Here is a 24,898-nt window from a genome sequence, read left to right as displayed (position 1 = left end):
TAGGCCATGAGCAAGAAGCGCCGGACGATCGCCCTCTTGATGGACTACGTACGAGGCGAGTACCAGTCCGGGGTGCGCTTCGGCGTCGAGCGCGCCGCCGAGGCGCACGACGTCAATCTCGTGATCGCCTTCGGCGAGATGCTCGCCCTCCCCGGGTCGTCCGGTACGGCCCAGAACAGCATCTATCACCTCATCGGCGCCGAGACGGTCGACGGCATCATCATCGCCTCGACGACCCTGTGCCATCACGTCGGCATCGAGGGAATGCAGCGGTTTTGCCGGTCCTACGCGCCGCTGCCGGTCTGCAGCATCGGGGTGGCGATCGACGGCGTCCCGAGCCTCGTCGTCGACAACGCCCTCGGGATCGACGCCGCGGTCGGGCACATGGTCGACGCCCACGGGTGCCGGCGCGTCGCGTACCTCGGCGGGCCGGCCAACAACGAGGAGGCGGACGTGCGCACCGCCGCCTACTTCAGGGCGCTCGCCGATCGATCGCTGCCCTTCGACCAGCGCCTCTTCGCGTGCGGCGCGTTCACGATCGACTCCGGGCGCGCCTCCATGCGCGAGATCCTGGATCGCGGGGTCGAGCTCGACGCCGTGGTCGCCGCGAACGACGCCATGGCCCTCGGCGCGATCGACGCCCTCCGGGCGCGCGGCCTCGGCGTCCCGGAGGACATCCTCGTGTGCGGCTTCGACGACGTGGTCATCGCGCGCTTCACGAAGCCGTCGATGTCCACCGTCGGCCAGCCCATCAAGCGGCTCGGCGCGCGCGCCGTCGACGCGCTGATGCGCATGATCGACGGCGAGCCCGTCCCGGAGCGCAGCCTCTTCCCGGTCGAGCTCACGCTGCGCGAGTCCTGCGGCTGCGGCAACCCGGCGGACGCGGCGGGCGGGCCCTCGAGCAGGGCGCGGCGCGCGCCGCTCCCGCCCGCGCACGCCGGCGGGCGGGAGGCGCTGGAGCGCGACCTCGAGAAGAGCGTCGCGATCCCGGCCGGCCCGCTCCACGGCTGGGCCGGTGAGCTCCTGTCGGCGCTCGACGGCGAGCTCGCCGGGGAGGAGGGCCGCTTCCTGCGCGCCCTCGAGGCGCTCCTCGACGCGGCGGGGCGCGAGGGCGCGAACCTAGAGCATTTCCAGGGCGTGATAACGCTCCTCCGCGAGCGGGTGCGCCGCGGGCCCGGCGACCTCCGGGGCGCGGCGCTCGCGGAGACGCTCGAGCAGCTCTGGCACGCCTCGCGCGTGCTCGTCGGGAGCGCGTCCGTGCGCTCCGAGGGGCAACAGCGCCTGAACGTGGAGCTCGCGTCGCTGTACCTGAGCTGGAGCGCGCGGAGCTTCTCGACCTGCCTGAGCCTGCCCATCCTGCGGCGCATGATGGCGTCGGAGCTGCCGCGGATGCAGTTCTCGCGGGTCGCCGTGTCGCTCTACGACGACCCGCGGCGCAAGACCATGGTGCCGCTCTTTCTGATGGAGGACGGCCGCGAGGTCGAGCCGCCGCCCGGGAGCTTCCCGGCCCGGCTCCTCGCGCCCGACGGCTTTCTGGGAGATGGGGAGCGCTGGAGCGTGATCGCGCTGCCGGTCGCGTTCGGCGACGCGGAGAAATTCGGCGTCGCGGTGCTCAACAGCGGCGCGAACGAGCTGGTCTATGACGCGCTCCGCCTCCAGATCGGCTCCGCGGTCAAGGCCGCGGCGCTGCACTGGGAGGTCGTGCGGCAGGTGGAGCTGCGCGAGCGGCTGGAGCAGGAGAAGGCCCGCCAGGAGAGCGTCGTGGCGGCGCGCATCCAGACGGCGCTTGTGCCGACGCAGCTCTCGGTCGAGGGGCTCGAGCTCTCCGCCGTCATGAGGCCGGCCGCCACGGTCGGCGGCGACTACTACGATGTGCTCGCGACCGCGGAGGGGGGCTGGCTCGGGATCGGCGATGTCGCGGGGCACGGGCTCGCGGCCGGGCTCGTGATGCTGATGATCCAGAGCATGGTCTCGGCCCTGACGCGCAGCGACCCGAACGCCAGCCCGAGCGACATCGTCTCCGCGGTCAACGCGGCGGTGTACGAGAACGTCCGCAGCCGGCTGAAGCGGGATGAGCACGCGACGCTGCTGCTCCTCCGGTACGAGCGGAGCGGGCGGGTGACGTTCGCCGGGGCGCACGACGACCTCATCGTGTGCCGCGCGCGCACCCGTCGCTGCGTGTGCATCCAGAGCTCGGGCGTGTGGGTCGGCGCGCTGCCCGCGATCGACGCGATGACGCGAGACGCCGAGTTCGTCCTGGAGGACGGCGACCTCCTCGTGCTGTACAGCGACGGCGCGACGGAGGCGCGCGACGCCCACCGGGAGCAGTTCGGCCTCGAGCGGCTGTGCTCCACCATCGAGTCTTCCCAGGACGCGCCCGCCGACGCGATCCGCGACCGGATCATGAGGGAGGTCGAGGGCTGGTGCCCGAGCCCCGATGACGACGTGACGGTCGTCGTGGCGAGGTACAGCGCGCCTCGGGGGCTGTCGCTCCAGTCCGCCGGCTTTCCTACATGAGCGCTACCTCGCGCGCGGGAAGGAAGACAGGGATTGGATTCCGTCCGAGAACCACGTAGGCTGCTCAATCGTGCCAGTGTCCGAACCGAGCCGCAGCGGGTCACTGTTCCTGTGCATCACGTTCTATCCGACCGAGCGGATGGCCAACAGCGTGCTTCGCCTGGTGTCCAGCTTCTGCAGCATGGTGCTCGACGACGCGAACGTGTGCTCGCGGTTCTACATGGCGGCGCACGAGCTCGCCGAGAACATCATCAAGTACTCCTCCGGCCCCAAGGTCAGCCTCGAGCTCGCGCTGGAGGAGAGCGACAGCTCGTGCGTCATGAAGATATGCGCCCGCAACGAGGCCTCTCCGGAGCGGCTGCGCGAGGTGGAGAGGCGGCTGTTCGAGCTGAAGACAGCGATCGATCCGGTGAAGCATTATGACGAGCTCATCTGCGAGACGGCGATGGTAGAAGGGGTGTCGGGGCTCGGCCTCGCGCGCGTGCGCGCCGAGGGCGGGCTCGACGTGGACTACAAGATCGAGGGCAACGAGCTGACGATCATCGCGCACGCGCCGGTTGGGAGGTGGAGGGTCGATGAGCATCTTGAGGGTTGAGCCCGTCGTCACGGACAGCTTCGGGATCGAGCCGACCCTGAGGGACGACACCCTCAGCGTCAAGCTCACCGGTACGGGCGACATGGCGGCGGTCGGGCCGCTCGGCTTCTTCCTCAAGGACATCCAGTCGGAGGCGCTGCGCCTGCGCGTGAGCGCCGTCGCGTTCGACGTGAGGGCGCTTTATTTTCTGAACTCGAGCTGTCTCAAGGCGTTGATCAGCTTCATCTCCAGCGTCGCGGGCCAGGGGCTCAAGTGCAAGGTGGAGTTCATCACGGACGCGCGGCTGGGGTGGCAGCGGCGGAGCCTGACGGCGCTCGAGCGCATGTCCCCGGAGCTGGTCTCCATCGCCGATACCTGACCCGAGAGCCGTGGGCATGAGCACGAAGCGCCGCACGATCGCCCTCTTGATGGACTACGTGGGCGGAGACTACCAGTCCGAGGTGCGGTTCGGGGTCGAGCGCGCCGCCGAGGCGCATGACGTCAATCTCCTGGTCGCCTTCGGAGAGACGCTCGCGCTGCCCGGGGCGACGGACGCGGCCCAGAACAGCATCTATCACCTCGTCGGCTCGGAGACGGTCGACGGCGTCATCGTCGCGTCGGCGACCCTCTGCCATCACATCGGCATCGAGGGGATGCGGGAGTTCCTCCGCGGCTACGCGCCGCTGCCGGTCCTCAGCATCGGAATGGAGATAGAGGGCATCCCGAGCCTCACCGTGGACAACGCCTTCGGGATCGAGCTCGCGGTCGGGCACATGGTCGACGCCCACGGGCGCCGGCGCGTCGCGTACATCGGCGGGCCGGCCAACAACGAGGAGGCGAGCGCGCGCGCCGAGGCGTACTGGGGAGCGCTGGCGGCGCGCGCCGTCCCGCTCGACGAGCGCCTCTTCGCGGAAGGCGCGTTCACGATCGACAGCGGCAGGAGCGCGATGCGCGACCTCTTGACCGGCGGGGGCGAGCCCGACGCCGTGGTCGCCGCCAACGACAAGATGGCCCTCGGTGCGATGGAGCTGCTCAAGGAGCGGGGGATCCGCGTCCCGCAGGACATCCTCGTGTCCGGCTTCGACGACGCGGTCATCGCGCGGTTCTCCAAGCCGTCGCTGACCACCGTCCGCCAGCCCATGAAGCGGCTCGGGGCCCTCGCGATGGACAGCATGGTGCGCATGCTCGACGGCAAGGACGTGCAGGACATGGCGCTCCTGGAGGTCGAGCTCACGTGCCGCGAGTCGTGCGGCTGCGGGGTCCAGGCGAGCGCCTCGCTCCCGCCTCCGGGCACCTTGGGGCGGAGCGGCGCGGCCTTGATCGCCGCGCAGCGGGAGTCGCTGGAGCGGGGGCTCCGGCGGAGCGTGTCGATCCCGACCGGCTCGCTCGACGGCTGGCCCGGCGATCTCCTGTCGGCGCTGGAGGCGGAGCTCACCGGGAAGGAGGGCCGCTTCCTGCATGCGCTGGAGGCGCTCCTCGACGCGGCGGGGCGCGCGGGCGCGATCCTCGATCACTTCCAGGGCGCGATCGCGGTGCTCCGCGAGCGGCTCCACCGGCCGGTCGAGGACGGCGGCGACGGCGTCCTCCAGGACACCCTCGAGCGGCTCTGGCACGCCTCGCGCATCGTCATCGGGAGCGCGTCCGTGCGCGTCGAGGGGGAGCGGCGGCTCAACGTGGAGCTCGCGTCGATGTACCTCAGCTGGAGCGCGCGGAGCTTCTCGACCTGCCTGAGCCTGCCGATCCTGAAGCGCGTGATGGCGTCGGAGCTGCCCGCCCTGGGGTTCTCGCGCGTCGCGGTGTCGCTCTATGACAGCACGCTCGGCGCCCACGACCCGCAGCAAACCACGATGAAGACGCTCTTCCTCATGGAGGGCGGCCGCGAGGTGGAGCCGCCGCCCGCGAGCTTCCCGGCCCGGCTCCTCGCGCCCGACGGCTTTCTCGGGGGTGGAGAGCGCACGACCCTGATCGCGATCCCTGTCGCGTTCGGCGACCTGGAGAAGTTCGGTGTCGCGGTGCTCAACAGCGGTGCGCACGAGCTGGTCTATGACGCGCTCCGCCTCCAGCTCGGCTCGGCGGTCAAGGCCGCGGCGCTGCACCGGGAGATGATCCGGCAGGTGGAGCTGCGCGAGCGGCTGGAGCAGGAGAAGGTCCGCCAGGAGAGCGTCGTGGCGGCGCGCATCCAGACCACGCTGGTCCCGGAGCGGCTCTCGGTCGAGGGGCTCGAGCTCTCGGCCGTCATGAAGCCGGCCGCCGCGGTCGGCGGCGACTACTACGACGTGCTCGCGACCGACGAGGGCGGGTGGCTCGGGATCGGCGACGTCGCGGGGCACGGGCTCGCGGCGGGGCTCGTGATGCTGATGATCCAGAGCATGGTCTCGGCGCTGACGCGCAGGGACCCGGGGGCGAGCCCTGCCCGGCTGATCTCGGCCATCAACGCGGCGGTGTACGAGAACGTCCGCGGCCGCCTGATGCGGGACGAGCACGCGACGCTGCTGCTCCTCCGGTACGAGCGGGGCGGGCGGGTGACGTTCGCCGGGGCGCACGACGACCTCATCGTGTGTCGCGCGCGCACCCGTCGCTGCGTGTGCATCCCGAGCTCGGGTGTCTGGATCGGCGCGCTGCCCGCGATCGACGCGATGACGCGAGACGCCGAGTTCGTCCTGGAGGACGGCGACGTCCTCGTGCTGTACAGCGATGGAGTGACCGAAGCGCGCGACGCCCACCATGAGCAGTTCGGCCTCGAGCGGCTCTGCGCCGCCATCGAGTCCGCCCAGTCTGCGTCCGTCGTGGCCATCCGCGACCGGATCTTGAAGGAAGTCGAGGGCTGGTGCCCGAGCCCGGACGACGACATCACGATGGTCGTGGCGAGGTACCGAGCGCCCCGACCGCCCTGACGGCCCTGACGGCCCGGCGCGGTGGTGGCGCGCGGCCACGAGCGCGCCTACATGGCCGCACAGCGGACCGAGGGGATTGGATCCCGTGCAAGAACGACGTACGCTGGCCGGGTCGTGTTAGCTTCCGGAGTGAGCCAGAACGCTTCGCCGTTCCTGTACATCACGTTGGTGCATCACGTTTCTTCCGAGCAAACGGACGGTTATCGCGCTGTTACGGTCGGTGTCCAGCGTCTGCGCGATGGTGCTGGACGAGGACCGCGCGCTCGCGAGCGAGGGCGAGGGCGACGAGCTGACGCACCTCGCGCGCGCGCCGGTCGGGAGATGGAGGGTCGATGAGCAGCTTGCGGGTTGAGCCTGTCGTCACGGACAGCTTCGGGATCGCTCCGACCCTGAGGGACGACACCCTCGGCGTCAAGCTCAGCGGGACAGGCGACATGGCGGCGGCGCCGGAGCTCGGCCTCTGCCTCAAGGCGCTCCAGGCGGAGGTGCAGCGCCTCTCCATCCACGTCGTCGAGTTCGACATCAGGGCCCTTTACTTCCTGAACTCGAGCTGCCTGAAGGCGTTCATCAGCTTCATCTGCGGCCTCGCGGGCCACGGGATGAAGTGCAAGGTGCTGTTCATCGCGGACGCGCGGCTCGGATGGCAAAGGCGGAGCCTGGCGGCGCTCGAGCGCATGTCCCCGGAGCTCGTCTCGATCGAGGACGCCTGACCCGAGAGCCCGAGGACATGAAGCAGAAGCGCCGGACGATCGCCCTCGTGATGGATTATGTGCGGGGCGAGTACCAGTCCGCCGTGCGGATCGGGGCCGAGCGCGCCGCCGAGGCGCACGACGTCAATCTCGTGATCGCCGTCGGCGAGACGCTCGCCGGCCACAGCGCCGCCGAGGTCGCCCAGAACAGCATCTATCGCCTCGTCGGCCCGGAGGCGGTCGACGGCATCGTGGTCGCCGCGGCGCCGCTCTGCAACCACGTCGGCGTCGAGGGCGTGCAGAGCTTCTGCCGTGCTTACGCGCCGCTGCCCGTGTGCAGCATCGGGATCCCGCTCGCGGGCGTCCCCAGCGTCGTCGTCGACAACGGCCTCGGGATCGAGATGGCGGCCGGCCACCTGCTCGACGAGCACGCGTGCCGGCGCGTCGCGTACATCGGCGGGCCGGCCAACAACGGGGAGGCGAGGCTCCGCGCCGACGCGTACCGGAAGGCGCTCGCCGCGCGCGCGCTGCCCTGCGACGAGCGCCTCGTCGCGGCCGGCGAGTTCACGATCGACAGCGGCCGGGTCGCGATGGCCGAGATCCTGGCCCGCGGGGTCGAGCTCGACGCGGTGCTCGCCGCCAACGACAACATGGCCCTCGGCGCGATCGAGCTCCTGAAGGCGCAGGGCCGCGATGTCCCCCGGGACATCCTCGTGTGCGGCTTCGACGACGTCGGCGTGGCGCGCTACGCGAAGCCGTCGCTCACCACGGTCCGCCAGCCGATCCAGCGGCTCGGGGAGATCGCGCTCGAGACGGTCCTGCGCATGCTCGACGGCGAGCGCGTCCCCGAGCTCCGCACGCAGCCGATCGAGCTCACGCGGCGCGAGTCGTGCGGCTGCGCCTATCAGGCCGTCGCCGCCGTGCCGCCGCGCACGAGCCCGCCGCCGCGCCACGGGGGGCTCGTGCTCGGCGGCCGCCGCGGCGAGCTCGAGCGCGCGCTCGAGCGCGCCGTGGGCATCCCGGCCGCCTCGCTCGACGGCTGGTCCGGCGAGCTCCTGTCGGCGCTGGAGGAGGAGCTCGAGGGGAGCCAGGGGCGCTTCCTGCTCGTGCTGGAGCGCGTCCTCGACGCGGCGGCGCGCGAGGGGGTGTTCCTCGATCTGTTCCAGGGCGTGATCACGCTGCTGCGCGCGCGGCTCCGCCGGCCGAGCGAGGACCCGGCCGGGGCCGCCGCGAACGAGGCCATCGAGCAGCTCTGGCACGCGTGCCGCGTCCTCGTCGGGGCCGCGGCGGTGCGCGCCGAGGGGCGCCAGCGCCTCGACGTCGAGGTCGCCGCGATCGATCTGAGCTGGAGCGGGCGGTGGTTCTCGACGTGCCTGAGCCTGCCGCTCTTCAAGCGCATGCTGGCCTCGGAGATGCCCCGGCTGCACGTCACCTGCGCCGCCGTCTCGCTCTACGAGGACGCCCAGCGCACCGCCCTGAAGACGTTCTTCTTGATGGAGGGCGGTCGCGAGGTGGCGCCCCCCGCGGAGAGCTTCCCCGCGCGCTCCCTCGCGCCGCCCGGGTTCCTGAGCTCGCACGAGCGCAGGGGCACAGTTGTGATGCCGATTACGTTTGGTGACACCGAGTTTTTCGGGATCATGGCGCTCAACAGCGGCATGTCCGAGACGGCGTACGACGCGTTGCGGCTCCAGATCGGCTCTGCGGTGAAGACGGTGGCGCTGCACCGGGAGATGGTCCGCCAGGTGGAGCTGCGCGAGCGGCTGGAGCAGGAGAGCGAGCGGCAGGAGACCGCCCTCGCGGCGCGCCTCCAGACGACGCTTGTGCCGGAGGAGCTCGCGGTCGAGGGGCTGGAGCTCAGCGCGGCCATGACCCCGGCCGCCGAGGTGGGGGGCGATTACTACGACGTCATCGCGACGCCCGGGGGCGGGTGGCTCGGGATCGGCGACGTCGCGGGGCACGGGCTCGCGGCGGGGCTCGTGATGCTGATGATCCAGAGCATGGTCTCGGCGCTGACGAGCCGGGACCCGGGCGCGAGCCCGAGCGAGCTCCTCGCGGCGCTCAACAAGGCGGTGTTCAAGAACGTCCGCGGCCGGTTGAAGCGGGACGAGCACGCGACGCTGCTGCTCCTCCGGTACGAGCGGAGCGGGCGGGTGACGTTCGCGGGGGCGCACGACGACATCATCGTGTGCTCCGCGCGGACGCGGCGGTGCGTGTGCATCCCGAGCACGGGCGTCTGGATCGGCGTGCTGCCCGTCATCGACGCGGTGACGCGGGACGCCGAGTTCGTCCTGGAGGACGGGGACGTCCTCGTGCTCTACAGCGACGGCGTAACGGAGTCCCGCAACGCGCACCGCGAGCAGTTCGGGCTGGAGCGGCTCTGCGCCGCCATCGAGGCCGTCCAGACCGCGCCCGTCGAGGCGATCCGCGACCGGATCCTGAGGGACGTCGAGGGCTGGTGCTCGAGCCCCGACGACGACATCACGGTGGTCGTGGCGCGGTACCGCGCGCCCGCGTAGCGCCTCGGGGCAGCGCCCGCCGCGGCGCTGGCCGCGGGGGGCGGCCGTCCGTGACGGCGCCGTGGCGGAGCGGAGGCGTCCTGTTGTCGCCGGCGCGCTGCGGGGGTTGCAGCGCTGGACTTGCCCGGAGCGCGGTGCTGGACTCGCCGGAGCGCCGCGCGTCGCGGTGCGCCGCAGCGGTGCGAGGATCCACGCACCGGAGCCCGGAGATCGCGCCATGGCTTGTCCCGACCCGCAGGTTGTTGAGCACGCTCTCGCCGCCGTGGAGGCGCTGCGCGCGAGCGCAGGCGAGCACGAGCAGCGCTACCGGCACCTGATCGAGGCGGTGCACCCGCGGCACCGGGCGGGGGCGACGAACCTGCTCCACTACCTCGCCGTCCGGCAGCAGGACCTCCGCGAGCTGCAGCCGCGGCTCGCCTCGCTCGGGCTGAGCTCGCTGGGGCGCCTGGAGAGCTGCGCGCTGGCCTCGCTGGACGCGGTGCTCGGCGCGCTCGACGCGCTCGCGCGGCGCCGCCCCGAGGCGCGGCCGCCCGGCGAGCACCCCACCACGTTCGCGTCGGGGGGCGCGCTGCTCGAGGAGCACGCGCTGGCGCTGCTCGGCGCGGGGGGGCAGGGGCGCCAGACGCGGGTGATGGTCACGCTGCCCCGGGACGCGCGGAAGGGCGAGCTGAAGCGGCTGCTCGAGGGCGGCATGGACATCGCGCGGATCAACTGCTCGAAGGGGGACGCGGACGCGTGGGCCGAGCTCCTCGATCGGCTCCGGAAGGCGGGGAAGGAGACCGGGATCGCGTACAAGGTGCTCTGCGACATCGCCGGGCCCAACCCGCGCGTGCGCAAGATCGGCGGGTCGGCGCGCATCACGCTCCCTGCGTCGGGCGAGCGGCCGAGGTTCTGGCTCTGCAAGGACGTGAAGCGGGCGCGCGCCCTGGCGGGCGGGGCCGAGGCCGAGGCCGACGAGGCGCTCGCGGTCGGCTGCTCCATCCCGGAGGTCGTCGACGACCTCCGGCCCGGGCACAGGGTGTTCTACGACGACGGGCGGCTGTGCGGCACGGTCAAGGTCGTGACCGAAGGGGCCGCGCTCGTGGAGGTGGATTTCGCGCGAGAGGGCTCGGTGAAGCTGAAGCCTGGAAAGGGCCTGAATTTTCCGGACACCGAGCTCGGGATCCCGTCGCTCGCGCCGAAGGATCTCGAGGATCTCGACTTCATCGCGCGCCACGCGGACATGGTGGGGCTCTCCTTTGTTCGGTCTCCTTCCGATGTGGAGCGCCTCCAGACGGAGCTCTCCGCGCGCGGGGCGGCTCACCTCGGGATCGTGCTCAAGATCGAGACGACGCCCGCGTTCCAGCGGTTCCCGCGGCTCTTGCTCACGGCGATGCGCAGCGAGAACGTGGGGGTGATGCTCGCGCGCGGCGACATGGCCGTCGAGATGGGGTTCGTGCGGCTGGCGGAGGTCCAGGAGGAGCTCCTGTGGCTGTGCGAGGCCGCGCTGGTCCCGGCGATCTGGGCGACGCAGGTGCTCGAGAGCCTGAACAAGACCGGCGTGCCGACCCGCGGGGAGGTGACGGACGCGGCGATGAGCTCGCGCGCCGAGTGCGTGATGCTCAACCAGGGCGAGAACCTCGTCGCGACGGTCGCCTTCGTTGTCGACGTGCTGAAGCGGATGCACGAGCACCAGGACAAGAAGCGGGCGCTCATGCGGCCGCTCAGCGTCTCGCGCCTCGACTGAGGCGGCGCGGGGGCCGCCGGCGCCGGCCGGTCAGTCCACCGACGGCACGGTGGCGTCGACCCGGGTCGGCAGCCCGCGCGCGCCCGCCGGCGCGCGGAACGCGGCGCCGGACAGCTCCCGCCGCATGCACGTGGCGGCCTCGTCGTGGCGGGGGTCGGAGGCGCTGCCGATGATCGTTGGCACCACGATGTAGCCCTCGGCGTCGACGTTGAACTCGACGCGGACGGCGTCGGGCGGCAACCTCTTGCCGTCCGGGTCGCGGCAGCGCTGCACGAGGTCCCAGTAGAGCTGCGCCCGCGCCGCCTTCTCGATCGCGGGGCTCGACATGTTGGCCTGCATCATGGGCGCGCCGATCTCGACGCGCGAGCGCGGGGCCGGGGTGGGGTCGGGCGCCGGGGCCGGCAGGGGCGCGGAGGGCGCCGGCAGGCCGGTGCTCGTGCCGATCTTCGCGAGGCTCGCGCCGTCGCCCGGCCTGGGCGCGGCCTGCCGCGCGGCGGCGAGGATCTCCTCGAGCGCGTCCGGCTCGGCGGAGCCCACCGCCGGCGCAGCGCCTGTCCGGGGGTGGGCGCTGCGCTCGCTCAGGGGCGGCGCGGCGCCGCGCGTCCAGGGGGTGTGAGCCCCCGCGTCGGCCTCCGCCGGCGGCGCGGGCTGAGGGCGCTCGCAGGCCGCGAGCAGCGGGAGCAGGACCACGAGCGCGGTGCGCACGGGGAGAGGGTCGATCGAATGCGCGTCGCGCGCAACGGCGTCCGCGGTGTAGCGTGGCGCCGCACGTCGATGCGCGCGCTCCTCGCGATCCTGCGGATCGGTCTTCGCTCGCTGCGCGAGGGGGGCGGGGCGCACATGTCGCAAGCGCCGGCGGGGGAGCAGGGGCCGGCAGAGCGCCGCGCGGCCCTCTCCGGAGGGCTGCGCCTCGCCCTCGTCGTGGCGCTCTCCTCGCTCGCAGGCGCCCTGTCCGGCCTCCTGCCGGCCATGGCCGGCGCGGCCCTCGGCGCCGTGGCCGGGCGCGCGGCGGCGCCCTCCAGCGGCCTCGGCGGCGCGCTCGCCCGGCTGCTCGACGGCGCGCCGCCGTCCGCGGTGGTCCTCGCCGCGCTGGGCGCCACGCTCGCCTCGGCCTCGGCGGCGGTGCTGTCGAGCCGGAAGAGCTCCGAGCTCGCCGGCGACCTCACCGCCGCGCTCCGCGTCGCGCTCTTCCACGCGGCGCTCTCCGCCTCGCCCCGGGACGTCGACGCTGCGGGGCGCGCCCTCCTGGAGGCCCGGGCGGCGGGGCCCGCCGCGGCGCCCCGGCCGCCGGCCGGCTCCGGTGCGAGGCCCGCGCCGCCCGCGCGGGGCGCCGAGGTCGTGCGGCTCGCGATCGCGCGCGACGCCGGCCTCGTCGCCGACTTCGGGGTCGCCCTCGCCACCGGCTTGCCCCAGGCGCTCGCGACGCTCGCGGTGCTCGCCGCGTCGCTCGTCTCGAGCGGCATGGCGCTCGTCCTCGCGGGCGGCGCGGCGCTCTTCGCGGCCTCGCGCCTCGCGGCGGATCGCGCCTCGGGCCGCGTGGCGCACGCGATGCGGGAGATGCAGCACGCCGACACGGCCGTCTTCGGCGCCCTCGGCGAGGCGCTCGCGGGCGCGGAGGACCTGCGCCTGCTCGGCGCCCGCGCCCAGGCGGAGGGCGAGCTCGCCGGGGCGGCGCACCGGGTCGCGGACGCGCGCCGCCGCTTCGGCCAGGCGCTCGCGGTCTCGGGCCAGATCAAGGGCGTGCTCGCGGCGCTCTCGCCGCTCGTCATCGTGGCGGCGATCGCGGCCTCCCGCGGGGATGCGGGCGCGGGCGAGGTCGGCGAGCTCCTGCTCGTTGTGCCGCTCCTGATGGCGCGCCTCGAGGCGCTCGACGCGCTCCGCGCCGGCTTCCTCGAGCGCGCCCCGCTGCTGCGTGCGACGCTCGCCCTGCTGCGGCTGCCGGAGCACCCGCCGCGCCCGAGCGGCGCCCCCGCGACCGGCCTGGACGGCGAGGCCATGGGGCCTCTGGCGATCGTCTTCGAGCGGGTCACCTTCACCCCGCCGGGCGCGAGCCGTCCGGTGCTCGAGGACGTGTCGCTCTCGATTCCCGCCGGCGTGGTGGTCGGCGTCTGCGGCCGCTCCGGCAGCGGCAAATCGATGCTCCTGCGCCTGCTCCTGCGCCTGGACGAGCCGTCGTCGGGCGCGATTTCCGTGGGAGGCGTCGATCTCCGGCAGATCCCGCCCGAGCACCTGCCGCGGCTCTTCGGCGTGGTGGGCCAGTCGGCGCGGCTGTTCGAGCGGAGCATCGCGGACAACCTCGCGCTCGGCCTCGCGCCAGCGCCCTCGGAGGACCGCATGCGCGACGCGCTTCGCCGGGTGGAGCTCGACGAGCTGGCGGGGGGGTCGGACGGGCCGGCGGGGACGCGGCCGGCGCGCGGGATCGCGACCGAGGTGCGCACGTCGCCGCCGAGCCTGTCCGGCGGCGAGGCGCGGCGGTTGCTGCTCGCGCGGGTGCTGCTGCGCGAGCCGCGCGTCTTTGTGCTGGACGAGCCGGAGGCGGGCCTGCCGGGCGCGACCGCCGAGGCGCTCCTGCGCACGGTGTGCGAGGTCGCCGCCGGGCGCACCGCGATCGTGGTGACCCACGGGCCGCACCTCCTCAGGTCGACGTTCAACGTGCTGCTCGACGAGGGCAGGGTCGTGGCGGTGGGCACGCACGAGTCGCTGCGCGAGGGCTCGCACCTCTACCGGTCGCTGCTGGCCGATGCGCTGCAGCGCTCGACCCCTGTCACCTGAGGGATCCCCTCAGGAGGAGGTGCTCGTCAGAGCTCGCGACGTACTCGTCGACCACGTTGGGGTCCCAGGAGCCCAGCGCGATCGAGGACCACGAATCGGGCCGGGGCCTTTCCCGGTCGCGGTGATTCGCCGTCGCCGGGCTCGCACGTCGAGAGAGCGACATCCCCGCCGACTTTGCCACCGCATGACCTCTCGGCGCTCGTTTCTGCGCCTCGCGAGGATGCCTCATTCGACCTTCAGGGCCAGGCCTGCTGCTCCCGGAGATCAAGCGGAAGCTCGCCGAGATCCCGCTCGAGGAGCTGGCGAAGGAGGTGCTGCCGCCGGAGCCGCCCGCGAGCGGGGCGCCCGGCGCGGGGGAGCGCGCGGACCGAAGGAGTCGTCGCGAATCGTGGTCGTCGCGAAATCGTTCTTCCTGCTCGCTACGTCGTGGTGATTGATGCCCGCCGTCCCCGCCAGAAGACGTTGTCTTCGATGAGGATGTCGTGGGGCTTGCGCATTCCGGCTTCCCGTCGCGAGCGCCGGCGCGCGGAGCTCGGCGCCCCACCGGCGTGAGCCCCCACGCGGCTCCCGTGCGAGCGCGGCGTCAAGCCGACAGCGCCTCGGCCATGTGTTCCATGAACGCGCGGATGCGGTTCACGTTCCTCAGCTCGGGGAGCGTGAGCAGCCAGAGGTCGCGGTCGAACGCGGGGTCGATCGGGCCGATGCGCGCGAGCCGCGGGTCGCCGTCCGCCGCGATGCAGGCGAGGAAGTGCGCGCCGATCCCCGCGGCGACCGCCTCCTGGAGCGCCATCGAGCTGAAGTCCACCCGCATCGCGATGCGCGCGCCCGGAACGTTCGCCGCGAGCCACGCGTCGAGCCAGCGCGGGTCGAGCCGCTCGTCCCAGTGGATCCAGGGGAAGTCGGCGTAGCGCGCCGGCTGCCCCGCGCGCTCCGCGAGGCCCTTGCTCGCGTACACGGCGAACTGGACGCGGCCGACCTTGCGCCCCACGAGGTGCTCGGGGGGTGAGCTCGTCATGCGCAGCACGACGTCGGCCTCGCGGCGCGGCAGGCTGACCTCGCTGTCGCCGGAGGCGACCGTCAGCTCGACGCCCGGGTAGCGCTCGGTGAACGACGAGAACGCCGGCTGGTATACGCGAAAGAGCATATCCATCGTGGAGACGCGGAGCCTCCCCTGGAGCTGCGCGTCCCGGCCGAGCACGCGCGCCTCGAGCGCCAGCAGCTCGGCCTCGGTCCGCTCGGCGACCTCCACCACGTCCTGGCCCGCCGCCGTGGCCACGTAGCCGTCGGGCGTCTGCGCGAAGAGCAGAACCCCCAGGCGCTCCTCGAGCGCCCGGATGCGGCGCGCCACCGTCGTGTGGGTCGTCCGCAGCGCGACGCCAGCGCGGCTCAGCGTGTCGTGCCGCGCGAGGGCGAGCACGTGCCGCAGGTCGTCCCAGTCCACCTGTGCATCCTTGCACAATGAATCTGCGGATTCAACCATCGGCTGAACGAACACGAGCCGCTACGTTCATCGCATGAGGCACCCGGAACACACCCTCTCGACGCCGCCCGCCGCGATTCACACGCCGCCCCGGGACATGCAGCGCCTCCTCTCGGCGCTGTGGGTCTTCGCGATGTTCAACTACCTCTATGCCGACGTCGTGGGGCTGATGGACTCCACGATGCTCGCGCAGTACCTGCGCGGCCAGGTCGACTCGCTCCGGATCACCCGCGAGTTCCTCCTCGGCGCAGCCGTGCTCATGGAGATCCCGATCGCGATGACGCTCCTGTCGCGCATCTTGCCGTATCGGGCCAACCGGTGGGCCAACATCGTGGCCGGCGCCGTCAAGACCGCGGTCGTCGCGGCGACGCTCATGATGGGCCCCACCGCCGGCTATTATCGCTTCTTCGCGGCGATCGAGATCGCGTGCACGACGCTCATCGTGGTGCTGGCCTTCCGGTGGAAGCCGCGCCCCGCGAGCGAGGCACGAGCCCGAGGCCCCGGCGCCCATGCGGCGCGGCTGGAAGAGGGCTGGTCCTGAATCGGATCAAGCAAAGAGACGCCGAGAGAACCCATCTCCCGGCGCCTCCAGCGCCCTCCCGTCTCGGGGGCTCAGCGGCGTGCCAGCGCCGCGCTCCTACGCCTTGTCCGTGACCTTGTCCCAGGCGTGCCGCACCGCGGCCTTCATGTGCTCCCAGGTCCCGGGGTTGCGCTCCTCCCACGCCTTGCCCGCTTCCATCTCGATGGTCGTCCAGTCGTGTCCCTTGAAGTTCTTGGACGTGCCGAGCTGGTAGCCGAACAGATACGCCGGCGCGACCTGCTCGTAGGCATAGCCGTGCTTGGCGTAGGCGCCCGTCTGGTAGTGCTGCCGGAAGTCGGTGTCGTACTGCTCGTACCCTCTCACGCCGTTGCTGCGCTCGGCCGCGCTGACCGGCTCGACGTGGACCTCGGTGTGACGCAAGGTCTCCCGGATCTGCTCGGTCCGCTGGGTGACCGCCTTGCTGACGACGACCTCCTCGATGACGCGCGCCTTCTTGGCGACGACCGCCTCCTCGTCGGTCTCGACGAGCTCCACGGTGCCGGACTGGAAGGCGTCGAGCGCCGCCGGCTGAACCGGCCGATCCACCGGGTGCCGCTCGACGTGGACGTGCTCCTCGCGCAGCCTCACCGACTCCTGGATCGGCTGCTCGACCAGGCGGCTCGACACGCGCACGCCCCCGCGGTTCACCTCGCGCTTGCCGACCTGAAGCTCCTCCTCGATCACGGGGACGGCGAGCTGCTCCTGCAGGACGTCGGCCCGGAGGTCCTCGGTCCTGGCGGTCGAGGTGGCGGTCTTGGTGGTCTGCTGGGACTTGCTCAGCTGCTGAGAGCGCTGGGACGGGGACATGGAACGTTCGCTGTGATTCATGACATGACCTCCAGGGTCGGTGGGGTCCCTCTGGACCGTTGTCCCCCCGCGCCGCGCGCGAGGGTGGGGTTCGTGGCTCGGGGCCCGGGACGCCGGAGCCCCTCGAAAACTCTTCACTCGCCGTCGCGATCGCGCGGAGGCACGCGCTCCACCCGTACGTCCTCGCTCCGGAGCGTGACGCGCTCCGGCGGGCTCATCTCGACCGCGCGGATCCGGGTGATGCGGAGCTCTTCCTTCAGCACCAGGCGCTTCTCGACGAAGAGCACCTCCTCGACGACCGGCACGATCAGGGTGTCGCCCTCCTGCCGGGTCGCGGGCGGCTCCGTCACCACCTGATCGACGGTGACGCGCTCCACGACGACGCGCTCGCTCACGAGCGGCTCCTCGACGGCCTCCACCCGCTCGTGGACCTGCTTGGCGATGCGGACGCGTCCAGACTCGACCGTGCGCTTCTGCACCTCGAGCTCCTGCGCGACGACAGGCACGATGAGCTCGTCGGCGATCTCTGCTCTCTCGTCGGCCGGTCTCTGGCTGTTGATCGAGTCCTGCACGGTGCCCCGGTGCGCTCCACGGAGCGCGGTTCTTCGTCGGTGACGCGCTCTCGACGAGCGCTCCCGGTCGTCCCCGGTCTGGAGCACGGTCCGGGCCAACTGCGGCCGCAGGCGTCGAGGCGCCGCGCGACAGCGCGCTCTCCCCTGCGCGGGCCGCGCCGCGCGAGGCATCGCGCCACACGCGTGACATGAAGATGTGTTTACAAAGTATTTGTTGCCGCGAATCGCGACGTCGGAGGCGATGACCAGAAGGCCACAGGTGAGGCCGCGACGCGGTTCAGATCAGGGCGTATGATGAGCCGGGCCGATCGGGAGTCACAGCGCCGCTCGCCCGCATGGCTGTGCTGTTGCGGAGGTCGGTCGCCTGCGCGGAGCTCCTGGTCCGCAGGGGCCGCCCGCCCGTCTGCACGGCTTCACGGATCGCAGGGGCCGCCCGCCTGCACGGCCGGACGGGCGAGCTGCCCCGCGCCGCTGCCCGCGCGGAGCGCGTCCTCCGGCACGTCCGCCGGGATGCCGAGCGGGCGGCCCGCGAGCCCCCGCGCGAGGTAGACGAGGATGGACACGGTCCCCCAGGCGAGCGCAAACGCGACGCCCGCGTCGACGATCGCGCGGTAGGGCGGGGACATCTGCCGGACGAGCAGGATGAGCGCCACGATGCCCGCGATGAGCACCCACGTCGCGATCAGCCGGCGGCGCGTCGTGTGGAAGAGCGCCATGCAGTAGAGCGGCGCCAGCGCCACATGCAGGGGCCGACGGTGCTCCGCGAGGTGGAGCGCGCGCGCGATCACCCGCGGCGAGAAGCGCTGCTGAAAACCGCGATACCCCTCGAAATAGGCGATCACGACCGTCCAGGCCGCAAGAAGAATGAGCTGGGCTGTCGTGAGATCGTGGGTTGTCAGGATGCGAACCGCCGTGGCCCCGAGCCGGTAGATCGCCTCGATCAGGACGGCCACGACGCCGAGGACACCCCAGAGGACGACGGCGAGACGGAGCCGCTGCTCGCGGACGGACGGGCTCATCGCGCCCGCGCCGGATCGAGGGGCCTCGCGGCCGTGAACCGCGATCCGTCTGCCGCGTGCGCGGTCGATCGCTTCGGACGGTGCGCGGGGCAGCCGGATCGCCGCATGTCTTTGCATGCTAGGAGAGGAGCAGGGCACGTCAACCCGAACCTCGCAGGGCGGGAGGCGGCCCGCCGCGCCCGCGGCAGCGCTGTCCGGGGGGCAGCGGCTCGGCGCGGGCGTCATGGCGGTTCGCTCGAGGGCCCTCCGGCGGTAGCATCGCCGCACCATGCCGCTCGCCGACCGCTCCGCGCCGGGCGCCCCGCCCGCCCCGGCGCGGGCCCTCCCGCCCCACCCGCACGCGCTGCGCTCGCCGCTCGCCCCGTTCACCGCGCGCCTCCGCGATCTGCTCGCGACCGTCGAGTCGGCGGCGCTCCTCGGTGCGGTCGAGGCGCGCGTGCGCGGGCTCGGAGAGCACCTGCGCTTCGCCTGCCTCGCGGTGCCGTGCTCGGAGGCGCTCGTCGCGGTCGAGATGGAGGCGCTCGGGCGGCTCACGGTGCCCGTCGTCGCCGACGCCGCCGGCTTCCGCGCCCCGGGCGCGGAGCTGCCGCCGAGCGGCACCCCGTTCGCGTTCCTGCTCGGCGGCGGCGGCGGGCACGCGGTGGGGCTGTCCGACGGCGACCCGATGATCGCGCCGCTCCGGCCGCTGTTGGCCGCGGCGCCGACGGCCGCGATCTTCGTGCCGATCCGCGTCGGCGCGACGACCGTGGGCGGCGCCGCGCTCTTCTCGCATGACGCTCCCTTCGGAGCGAGGGAGCTCGACATGGCCGAGCGGCTCGCCGAGGTCCTCGCGCTCACCGTGGAGTCGTTCCGCACCGAACGGGTCGTCTTCGAGCTCTTCGCCCGCGCGATGCCAGACCTGCTCGCGCAGGCGCCGGGCCAGTCGGCGCAGGAAGGAGCGGCCCCGCCGCCGACCTCGCTCCGCGCCGCGCTGGAGCGGCACATCCACGCGCTCCGGCTCACGCCGGAGTACCGCCGCCGCCTGGAGCTCGCGGCGGTGGTGGGGAGGCTCGCCGAGCACGGCGAGGCCGAGGCCCGCCTCGCCCTCGACCTCCTCGCGCGGATCGACGCCTACGCGCGCGGCGCCGGCGGCGCACAGGGGCCGCTCGCCGAGGGGGAGGGGAGCGCGGCGTGACGGCGCCCCCTCCGGCAGGACCGGGCGGCGACCTCGACGACGCGGCGCGCGGGGAGGCGCGCCGCGGCGCCGGCGTGCGCGTCGCGCTCGTCGACTCCGGCGTCGACGCCTCGCACCCAGCGCTGAGCGCGGCGGCGCTGCGCCACGTCGCGCTGGTCCGCCGCGGCGGCGCGCACGAGGCCGCGCCGTGCGCGCCGGGAGACGTCAGCGGGCACGGGACGGCGTGCGCGGGCATCGTCCACCGCATGGCGCCCGGGGCCGAGATCACGAGCGTGCGCGCGCTCGGCGAGGACGGACGATGCTCGCGCGACGGGCTCATCGCCGCGCTGCGCTTCTGCGTCCGCGAGCGCTTCTCCGTGGTCAACCTGAGTCTCGGTATCGACATCCCGAGGAGCGCGCCGCTCCGCCCGGGCGACTACCGGTCCCTCGTCGAGCTCTACGAGGTCGCGGACGCGGCCTACACGGCAGAGGTCGTGCTCGTGGCCGCCGGCCCGAACGCGGCGGCGTTCCGCACCTATCCAGGGCGCTTCAAGTCGCTGATCGGCGTCGGTCGAGGGGCCCTCCAGGACCCGGAGGCGCTCCGGAGCGAGCTCACGCTGGACCATGAGATCCTCGCGCCCGGCGAGGAGGTGCTCGCGCCCGCGCCCGGCGGCGGCGAGCGGCGCTGGACCGGAACCTCGTTCGCGGCGCCCCACGTGACCGCGCACGTGGCGCGGATCCGCGCCGCCCGGCCGGAGCTCTCGATCGAGGCGGTGAAGGCGGCGCTGCACGAGCTCGCGCGCGGGGCGGGGAGGAGCGCGGTGGAGGGCGCCACGGCGGCGCGAGCGGCGCCGCAGCGCGCGGGCGCGGAGGAGTTGGAGGATGGCCGTGCTCCCGCTTGACCCGCTCGAGAGGATGTCGCCGCTGCCGCGGCTGCTCCGGAGCGCGCCGGGCGCCGAGGTCCGCGCCGAGCTCGACCGTGTCGCGGGGCTCCTCGGGAAGGCCGGGGATCCAGCGGCGGCGCCGGCTGCGCCGCCTGCCGGAGGCCCGCTCCTCGCGGCGGCGCTCGGCTTCGGGCGGGGCGCGCTCGCGCTGCGCGAGGGGGCGCTGGACGCCGCGGTCGTGCTGCTCGAGGGCGCCGCCGCGGCGTTCGACCGGGAAGGCGAGGCGGAGGCCCGGGACCTCGCCCGGTGCGAGGCGGTGCTCGCGCGGCTGCGCCGCGACGCGCGGTCGGCCTGCGCCTCCGCCGTCGCGGAGCTCGACGCCATCGCGGGCGCAGGGGACACGGGCCGCCGCGCCGCGGTCGTGGCCGGCCACTACCGCGGCACGGCCGAGCGGATCGTCGGCGACGCGGCGGCCGCGCAGCGCACGCTGCTGTCGGCGCTGCGCCGGTCGGAGCCGTTCCTCGGCGAGCGGGCGCAGATCCTGAACTCGCTGGGCACGCTCTACGTGACCCTCGGCGCCCACGGCGCGGCCGAGGCGCTGCTTGAGCATGCGGCCGAGCTCCACCGCCGCCGGGGCGATGCGGTGGGCGAGGCGATCGCCTGCGGCCAGCTCGGCGCGGCGGCGCTCGGGCTCGGCGCCCTCGAGCGCGCCCGCGCGGCGCTCCAGCGGCAGGAGTGGCTGTGCGCGCGCCTCGGCGACGCGTTCGGCCGCGCCCGGGCGCTCACGTTCCTCTCGGAGCTGGCGCTCGAGCTGGGCCGCGCCGACGACGCCCTCGCGCTCGCGAGCTGCGCCCGCGACGTCGCCGCGGGCGCCGCGCCGCCGCTGCGGACCTGGATCGCCTACGCGGCGCGGGCTGCCGGGCGCGCGCGGCGGGACCTCGGCGATCCCGGCGCGGCGGTGGCGCTCGAGGAGGCGGGCGCGCTGTTCCGGGAGCTCGGCCATCCGCTCGGGGAGGCGCTCGCCGCGTGGGACCGTGCATCGGCTGAGGCGCTCGCGCCCGCGGAGCCCGCGGCGCCGGTCGACTGGTTCTCCGCGGCCTGGTCGCTCGGCTCGCTGGGGCTGCCGTCTCGGGTGGCGCAGCTGCTCCGCGAGCGGCTGGAAATCGAGGAGGCCGCGCCGCCGCAGGATAACGGCGGGCCGGCGCCGGACGGCGGGCTCCGCGAGCGGGCGCTCGCGGCGGCGGCGCAGGCGGCGCCTCATGTGGCCGTCCAGCGCGAGGTCGAGCTCGTCTACGACCGACCCGACGACCTCACCGTGGTTGCCGCCCGCCGGACTGCGGCGCACCGCAACCTGGGTCGCCTCGCGGCGCTGACGCTCGCGCCACCGGGGCTCGTCGTCGCCGCGATCGCAGCCTCGCGCGTCGGCGCCCGCGGCCTCGCACTCCCGCCGGAGCGCGCGGCGGCGGCCTGCGTCGCCGATCTGCCCGGCCTCGCGGTCTGGCTCTGGCCGGCGGCCATCCCGCCGGTCGCCATCGGCCGCGATCTCGACGATTTGCGTGCCGTGCTCGGCGAGCCGCTGCGCACCGCGCTAGCGCTCGCGCCGTTCGGCCGCGTGCTCTGCCCGCCCTTCGCAGGCGACGCCGGTGCCGAGCTCGAAGGGGTCGAGGTCGGCGCCCTGCTGGCACTGACGGCATCGCTTGCACCGGGCGAGCTGCGCCTGGCTCCGCGGCTGGGCTGGGACAATGAGGTTGGCGCGAGCTTGGAGGCCCTGGGGTTCGTTGTTACGCGTTGAGGGCGTCCGCAATCAGCCGGGTGACCCACCTGGGTTGAGCCATCCAGGGTTGAGCCATCCATTTTCATTGCCCGACCCGGGTTGACCCATCGACCCCTTTCTCGAAGCGACCCGGGTTGACCATCGGTTGGGGTCGCCGCCAACCGCTAAGGCGCGGCACCGCTCGGTCAAGCAGCCCCTACAACCCCTCGCCCCTGGCGCCGCCTCGTACGCGCTCGGCGCGCCATGACCCACGCACAACCATTCATGCAACGCCGTGCGGAGGAGTTGTCGCCCGCTCCGCCTTTTCAAAACAAACGGTCCCCACGACAGCGCGTCGCAGCTGTCGCGCGCCCGTGCGCATTTCAGTGTGTAGCGCACCCGCGCAGCGCCTACACCACCAGCACGACATCGGTCGCGCTGGCGCCGTGGAACGTGCGCATCCACCACGTCCCCGCCGGGAAGACGACGCTGCGTATTCCGGCACGCCAGCGTTCGAGCGCCGCGCGGTACAACGCGCGAAACGCCCGCACAGCGGCACCAGCGATTCGCCATGCGTCACCCTGATCACGGCCCACCGCGAACGTCGGATTGCGATCGCGCAGTGCCTCGAAGCTCGTGGCCCGCTTGCAAGGGGAGACCTTGCTGGCTCGCTCGGCGCCCAGGAACCGGAGTCCCTGCCGCTGCGCCTCGGCATGTGCCTGCGCTTCCAGTCGCTCGAGCTCGATGGTGACCTCGCGGCGAAACGCTTCCGCGCTGTCCTGCTCTATGGCCGGGGGCAGAGCGAGCGGGAGCGTCGCTTCCTTGGGCCATTGTGGGTTTTCCGGGTCGAGATAGGCCGAGGGCCGTACTGCGTGCAGCACGCCGCGACCGAGCTCGCCCACGTCCACCTTGGCGCCGGGCCACTCGTTCGCATGCTGGACGAGGCCAGCGGCCACAGGATTTGCGAGGACGTACGCGATCTTCTCCACCAACGCGGCGCGGGTCAGCAGCCGCACCGCGCTCGTGGGCTCGTGGTCCCACACCGGCCCTTCCCACGTGCGGAGCACCTTCGTGCCGAGCGCGGCGATACGATGGAAGAACTGCAGGAAGCGCGGCAAAACGCCGTTGACGTCGGTCACGACGAGGTGCAGATGCGTTGACATCGCGCAGAGCGCGTGGACCTCGATGCCGTAGCGGCGGCTGGAGACCGCGAGAGCGTAGACCAAGAGCTGGGTGATGGTCGCGTCGGGGCGGAGGAGGTGGTGCCGGCGCAGGATACGGCGGGTGATCAGGTACGTGGCGCCGGGGATGATCTCGCGGGGCTGGCTCATGGCTGGCGCACATCAACAAACGCCGTGCCGAGGCTCGTGGTGGGCGATTGCAAGGACTTGCCGTGCGCCCGGAGGGTGGCGGCCGCCAGGTTGTCCGCCACCCCAGGCTGCCGTCGATCGCCCGCCCCAACCCCAACCTTGGGTCACCCGGGTCACCCCAACCTGGGTCACCCCAACCTTCGGGTCACTCAACCTGGGTCGGGTCACTCAACCTGGGTCGGGTCGCCCGCTCAACCTTCGCAACCTGGGTCGGGTCACTGCGCCGGTTGAAGGAAAAGTCGAACGGGACGGGACCTCTGGAGCTCGTCGTGATCGGAGCGTCGCTCGGTAGCCTGCGGCCGCTCACGGGGAACACGTGGTTCGGGTCAAGGACGTCCTGGCGAGCCTGATCTACTCGATGCTCCGCCGTCCTCGCCGGCCACGACACCTCCCCATCCACACCGGCCTCGCCGACGGCCCGCCACGGTGGCCCGCCACGGTGGCCCGCCACGGCATGGCTCGCGCGACGCGCCTCGCCCCGCTCTTCCGGCGCGCGGGCGGTCCTGGCCTCCCTGCCCACGGACACCGCCTCCTCGTACGCCTCTTGCGTACTTGAGCAAACGCAGGTCGCGCGCGAGGACACACCCGCCCTCGGCAGCCTGGACTCGCATGCAAGATCCAGGGTGAATGACGCTCCGGCCCGCGGCGCGGACGCATGGCATCGCGGATGCTTGAACGACGACGACAAGACGACGACGACGCGACGACCACGAACGACCATCCACTGTTGACCGGGATGCTCACCATGTCCGCCCTGAACCCGCAGCCCACTGGAACCCTCGATGTACGCCGGCCTGCTCGCGCCTCGGAGCACGACGGAGGGGACGGCTTCCGGGACGAGTTCCTCACGCTCGCATCCCATGAGCTCAAGACGCCCCTGACCTCGCTCGCGCTCCAGGTGCAGAGGATGAAGCGAATGAGCGAGCGCCAGGCGGGGGACGCGTCGACGTGGGTCGCCTCGCTCGAGGTCGTCGGCCGGCAGGTCAACCGGCTCGCCCGGCTCTGCGACGACATGCTCCAGGCGATCGCGCTCCGAGCGGGCCAGCTCGCGCCCGAGCGCCAGAGCGTCGATCTCGGGGCGCTCGTCCGGGAGGTGGTCGCCGGGCTTGCGATCGAGCTCAGCGCCCCGTCCACCTCGATCTCGGTCGACACGCCGGAGGGCGTGGTCGGCCGCTGGCATCGCGAGCAGATCGGGCGCCTCGTGCTCAACCTGGTCAAGAATGCCATCATGTTCGGTGAAGGCCGGCCGATCTCCGTCGAGGTGAAGGCCTCTCCCAGGGGGGCGCAGCTCCTCGTCCGCGATCACGGCACGGGCATCGCGGACGAGGACCAGGAGCGCATCTTCGCGTGCTTCGAGCGCGTGGGCGATGTGGAGCACTTCGGTGGTCTCGGCCTCGGGCTCTATCTCGCGCGTGAGATCGCGCGCGCCCACGGCGGCCAAATCGGCGTGGAGAGCTCGCTGGGCCGCGGCTCGACGTTCCTCGTCGACCTCCCGCTCGGCCCCGAGCCTGCCATTCAGGCCAGCGTCGCGCGCCTCCCGTGAACGCCGTCGAGCCCATGACCCCGCGCTACGGACCCATGACCCCGCGCTA

Annotated in this window: 20 protein-coding genes; 14 read left to right on the top strand and 6 right to left on the bottom strand. The window is 73.1% G+C overall.

Going from position 1 to position 24,898, the window contains the following annotated elements; all coding sequences use genetic code 11:
- Positions 1-6 precede the first annotated feature (6 nt).
- The 8 genes from WMF28_RS26115 to WMF28_RS26080 all read left to right on the top strand — a co-directional run bounded on the left by WMF28_RS26115 (position 7) and on the right by WMF28_RS26080 (position 10,916).
- Positions 7-2,517 carry a SpoIIE family protein phosphatase gene (locus WMF28_RS26115; RefSeq protein ID WP_437596036.1) on the top strand — a complete coding sequence of 837 codons (2,511 nt, stop codon included), beginning with the start codon at positions 7-9 and terminating at the stop codon, positions 2,515-2,517.
- 76 nt (positions 2,518-2,593) lie between these two features.
- The gene (locus WMF28_RS26110; RefSeq protein ID WP_437604312.1) at positions 2,594-3,112 is read left to right on the top strand and encodes a hypothetical protein; all 519 of its coding nucleotides are present in this window, start codon (positions 2,594-2,596) and stop codon (positions 3,110-3,112) included.
- The gene (locus WMF28_RS26105; RefSeq protein ID WP_437596035.1) at positions 3,093-3,470 is read left to right on the top strand and encodes a hypothetical protein; all 378 of its coding nucleotides are present in this window, start codon (positions 3,093-3,095) and stop codon (positions 3,468-3,470) included. The genes WMF28_RS26110 and WMF28_RS26105 overlap by 20 nt, the downstream gene beginning before the upstream one ends.
- A 16-nt stretch (positions 3,471-3,486) precedes the next feature.
- Positions 3,487-5,985 (top strand): SpoIIE family protein phosphatase, encoded by a 2,499-nt coding sequence (locus WMF28_RS26100; RefSeq protein ID WP_437596034.1) that lies wholly within the window; start codon positions 3,487-3,489, stop codon positions 5,983-5,985.
- A 220-nt stretch (positions 5,986-6,205) separates the two neighbouring features.
- On the top strand, positions 6,206-6,337 hold the full coding sequence (locus tag WMF28_RS26095) for a hypothetical protein (RefSeq protein WP_437596033.1): 132 nt from the start codon (positions 6,206-6,208) through the stop codon (positions 6,335-6,337).
- Entirely contained in the window at positions 6,318-6,695 is a 378-nt protein-coding gene (locus WMF28_RS26090; protein ID WP_437596032.1) for a hypothetical protein, read from the top strand. Before WMF28_RS26095 ends, WMF28_RS26090 begins: the two co-directional genes overlap by 20 nt.
- Before the next feature lie 17 nt (positions 6,696-6,712).
- Entirely contained in the window at positions 6,713-9,190 is a 2,478-nt protein-coding gene (locus WMF28_RS26085) for a SpoIIE family protein phosphatase (protein ID WP_437596031.1), read from the top strand.
- Between the two features lie 217 nt (positions 9,191-9,407).
- Positions 9,408-10,916 carry a pyruvate kinase gene (locus WMF28_RS26080; protein WP_437596030.1) on the top strand — a complete coding sequence of 503 codons (1,509 nt, stop codon included), beginning with the start codon at positions 9,408-9,410 and terminating at the stop codon, positions 10,914-10,916.
- A gap of 30 nt (positions 10,917-10,946) precedes the next feature.
- Here WMF28_RS26080 and WMF28_RS26075 read toward each other — a convergent pair whose 3' ends face one another.
- On the bottom strand, positions 10,947-11,621 hold the full coding sequence (locus tag WMF28_RS26075; protein ID WP_437596029.1) for a hypothetical protein: 675 nt from the start codon (positions 11,619-11,621) through the stop codon (positions 10,947-10,949).
- A gap of 18 nt (positions 11,622-11,639) precedes the next feature.
- Between WMF28_RS26075 and WMF28_RS26070 the strand changes: the two genes are divergently transcribed.
- A complete protein-coding gene (locus tag WMF28_RS26070) occupies positions 11,640-13,688 on the top strand; it encodes an ATP-binding cassette domain-containing protein (RefSeq protein WP_437596028.1) in 2,049 nt (682 codons plus the stop codon).
- 583 nt (positions 13,689-14,271) lie between these two features.
- Here WMF28_RS26070 and WMF28_RS26065 read toward each other — a convergent pair.
- A complete protein-coding gene (locus WMF28_RS26065) occupies positions 14,272-15,129 on the bottom strand; it encodes a LysR family transcriptional regulator (RefSeq protein WP_437596027.1) in 858 nt (285 codons plus the stop codon).
- A gap of 73 nt (positions 15,130-15,202) precedes the next feature.
- On the opposite strand from WMF28_RS26065, the gene WMF28_RS26060 reads away from it, so the two are divergent.
- Positions 15,203-15,709, top strand: coding sequence for a DUF6326 family protein (locus tag WMF28_RS26060; RefSeq protein ID WP_437596026.1), 507 nt, complete (start codon positions 15,203-15,205; stop codon positions 15,707-15,709).
- A gap of 96 nt (positions 15,710-15,805) precedes the next feature.
- Here the strand turns inward: WMF28_RS26060 and WMF28_RS26055 are convergent, their stop codons facing one another.
- The 3 genes from WMF28_RS26055 to WMF28_RS26045 all read right to left on the bottom strand — a co-directional run bounded on the left by WMF28_RS26055 (position 15,806) and on the right by WMF28_RS26045 (position 18,146).
- Positions 15,806-16,576: a YsnF/AvaK domain-containing protein gene (locus WMF28_RS26055; RefSeq protein ID WP_437596025.1), complete on the bottom strand. Its 771-nt coding sequence runs from the start codon at positions 16,574-16,576 to the stop codon at positions 15,806-15,808.
- Between the two features lie 113 nt (positions 16,577-16,689).
- On the bottom strand, positions 16,690-17,127 hold the full coding sequence (locus tag WMF28_RS26050; protein ID WP_437596024.1) for a DUF2382 domain-containing protein: 438 nt from the start codon (positions 17,125-17,127) through the stop codon (positions 16,690-16,692).
- Positions 17,128-17,540: 413 nt separating this feature from the next.
- Positions 17,541-18,146: a hypothetical protein gene (locus WMF28_RS26045; RefSeq protein ID WP_437596023.1), complete on the bottom strand. Its 606-nt coding sequence runs from the start codon at positions 18,144-18,146 to the stop codon at positions 17,541-17,543.
- A 268-nt stretch (positions 18,147-18,414) separates the two neighbouring features.
- On the opposite strand from WMF28_RS26045, the gene WMF28_RS26040 reads away from it, so the two are divergent.
- From WMF28_RS26040 to WMF28_RS26030, 3 genes are read left to right on the top strand one after another with little or no spacing between them, the layout of a single operon-like run.
- Entirely contained in the window at positions 18,415-19,320 is a 906-nt protein-coding gene (locus WMF28_RS26040; protein ID WP_437596022.1) for a hypothetical protein, read from the top strand.
- Positions 19,317-20,201 (top strand): S8 family peptidase, encoded by an 885-nt coding sequence (locus WMF28_RS26035; RefSeq protein ID WP_437596021.1) that lies wholly within the window; start codon positions 19,317-19,319, stop codon positions 20,199-20,201. Before WMF28_RS26040 ends, WMF28_RS26035 begins: the two co-directional genes overlap by 4 nt.
- Positions 20,188-21,975 carry a hypothetical protein gene (locus WMF28_RS26030; RefSeq protein WP_437596020.1) on the top strand — a complete coding sequence of 596 codons (1,788 nt, stop codon included), beginning with the start codon at positions 20,188-20,190 and terminating at the stop codon, positions 21,973-21,975. The genes WMF28_RS26035 and WMF28_RS26030 overlap by 14 nt, the downstream gene beginning before the upstream one ends.
- A gap of 371 nt (positions 21,976-22,346) precedes the next feature.
- Here WMF28_RS26030 and WMF28_RS26025 read toward each other — a convergent pair whose 3' ends face one another.
- Complete coding sequence (locus WMF28_RS26025; protein WP_437596019.1) at positions 22,347-23,267, bottom strand: transposase; 921 nt, start codon at positions 23,265-23,267, stop codon at positions 22,347-22,349.
- Positions 23,268-23,973: 706 nt separating this feature from the next.
- Between WMF28_RS26025 and WMF28_RS26020 the strand changes: the two genes are divergently transcribed.
- Positions 23,974-24,849 (top strand): sensor histidine kinase, encoded by an 876-nt coding sequence (locus WMF28_RS26020; RefSeq protein WP_437596018.1) that lies wholly within the window; start codon positions 23,974-23,976, stop codon positions 24,847-24,849.
- Positions 24,850-24,898 lie beyond the last annotated feature (49 nt).

It is taken from the genome of Sorangium sp. So ce590, from assembly GCF_051521365.1.
Lineage (GTDB): Bacteria > Myxococcota_A > Polyangia > Polyangiales > Polyangiaceae > Sorangium.
Note: the sequence above shows the minus strand (reverse complement) of the source record. Positions and strands in the feature narration are given on the sequence as shown.

What these genes read in the sequence shown, in the direction of transcription:
- WMF28_RS26080 (WP_437596030.1), top strand. Translation starts at nt 9,408, where the DNA reads ATGGCTTGTCCCGACCCGCAGGTTGTTGAGCACGCTCTCGCCGCCGTG.
- WMF28_RS26115 (WP_437596036.1), top strand. Translation starts at nt 7, where the DNA reads ATGAGCAAGAAGCGCCGGACGATCGCCCTCTTGATGGACTACGTACGA.
- WMF28_RS26090 (WP_437596032.1), top strand. Translation starts at nt 6,318, where the DNA reads ATGAGCAGCTTGCGGGTTGAGCCTGTCGTCACGGACAGCTTCGGGATC.
- WMF28_RS26070 (WP_437596028.1), top strand. Translation starts at nt 11,640, where the DNA reads ATGCGCGTCGCGCGCAACGGCGTCCGCGGTGTAGCGTGGCGCCGCACG.
- WMF28_RS26025 (WP_437596019.1), bottom strand. Translation starts at nt 23,267, where the DNA reads ATGAGCCAGCCCCGCGAGATCATCCCCGGCGCCACGTACCTGATCACC.
- WMF28_RS26085 (WP_437596031.1), top strand. Translation starts at nt 6,713, where the DNA reads ATGAAGCAGAAGCGCCGGACGATCGCCCTCGTGATGGATTATGTGCGG.
- WMF28_RS26045 (WP_437596023.1), bottom strand. Translation starts at nt 18,146, where the DNA reads ATGAGCCCGTCCGTCCGCGAGCAGCGGCTCCGTCTCGCCGTCGTCCTC.
- WMF28_RS26060 (WP_437596026.1), top strand. Translation starts at nt 15,203, where the DNA reads ATGAGGCACCCGGAACACACCCTCTCGACGCCGCCCGCCGCGATTCAC.
- WMF28_RS26105 (WP_437596035.1), top strand. Translation starts at nt 3,093, where the DNA reads ATGAGCATCTTGAGGGTTGAGCCCGTCGTCACGGACAGCTTCGGGATC.
- WMF28_RS26055 (WP_437596025.1), bottom strand. Translation starts at nt 16,576, where the DNA reads ATGAATCACAGCGAACGTTCCATGTCCCCGTCCCAGCGCTCTCAGCAG.
- WMF28_RS26100 (WP_437596034.1), top strand. Translation starts at nt 3,487, where the DNA reads ATGAGCACGAAGCGCCGCACGATCGCCCTCTTGATGGACTACGTGGGC.
- WMF28_RS26040 (WP_437596022.1), top strand. Translation starts at nt 18,415, where the DNA reads ATGCCGCTCGCCGACCGCTCCGCGCCGGGCGCCCCGCCCGCCCCGGCG.
- WMF28_RS26020 (WP_437596018.1), top strand. Translation starts at nt 23,974, where the DNA reads ATGCTTGAACGACGACGACAAGACGACGACGACGCGACGACCACGAAC.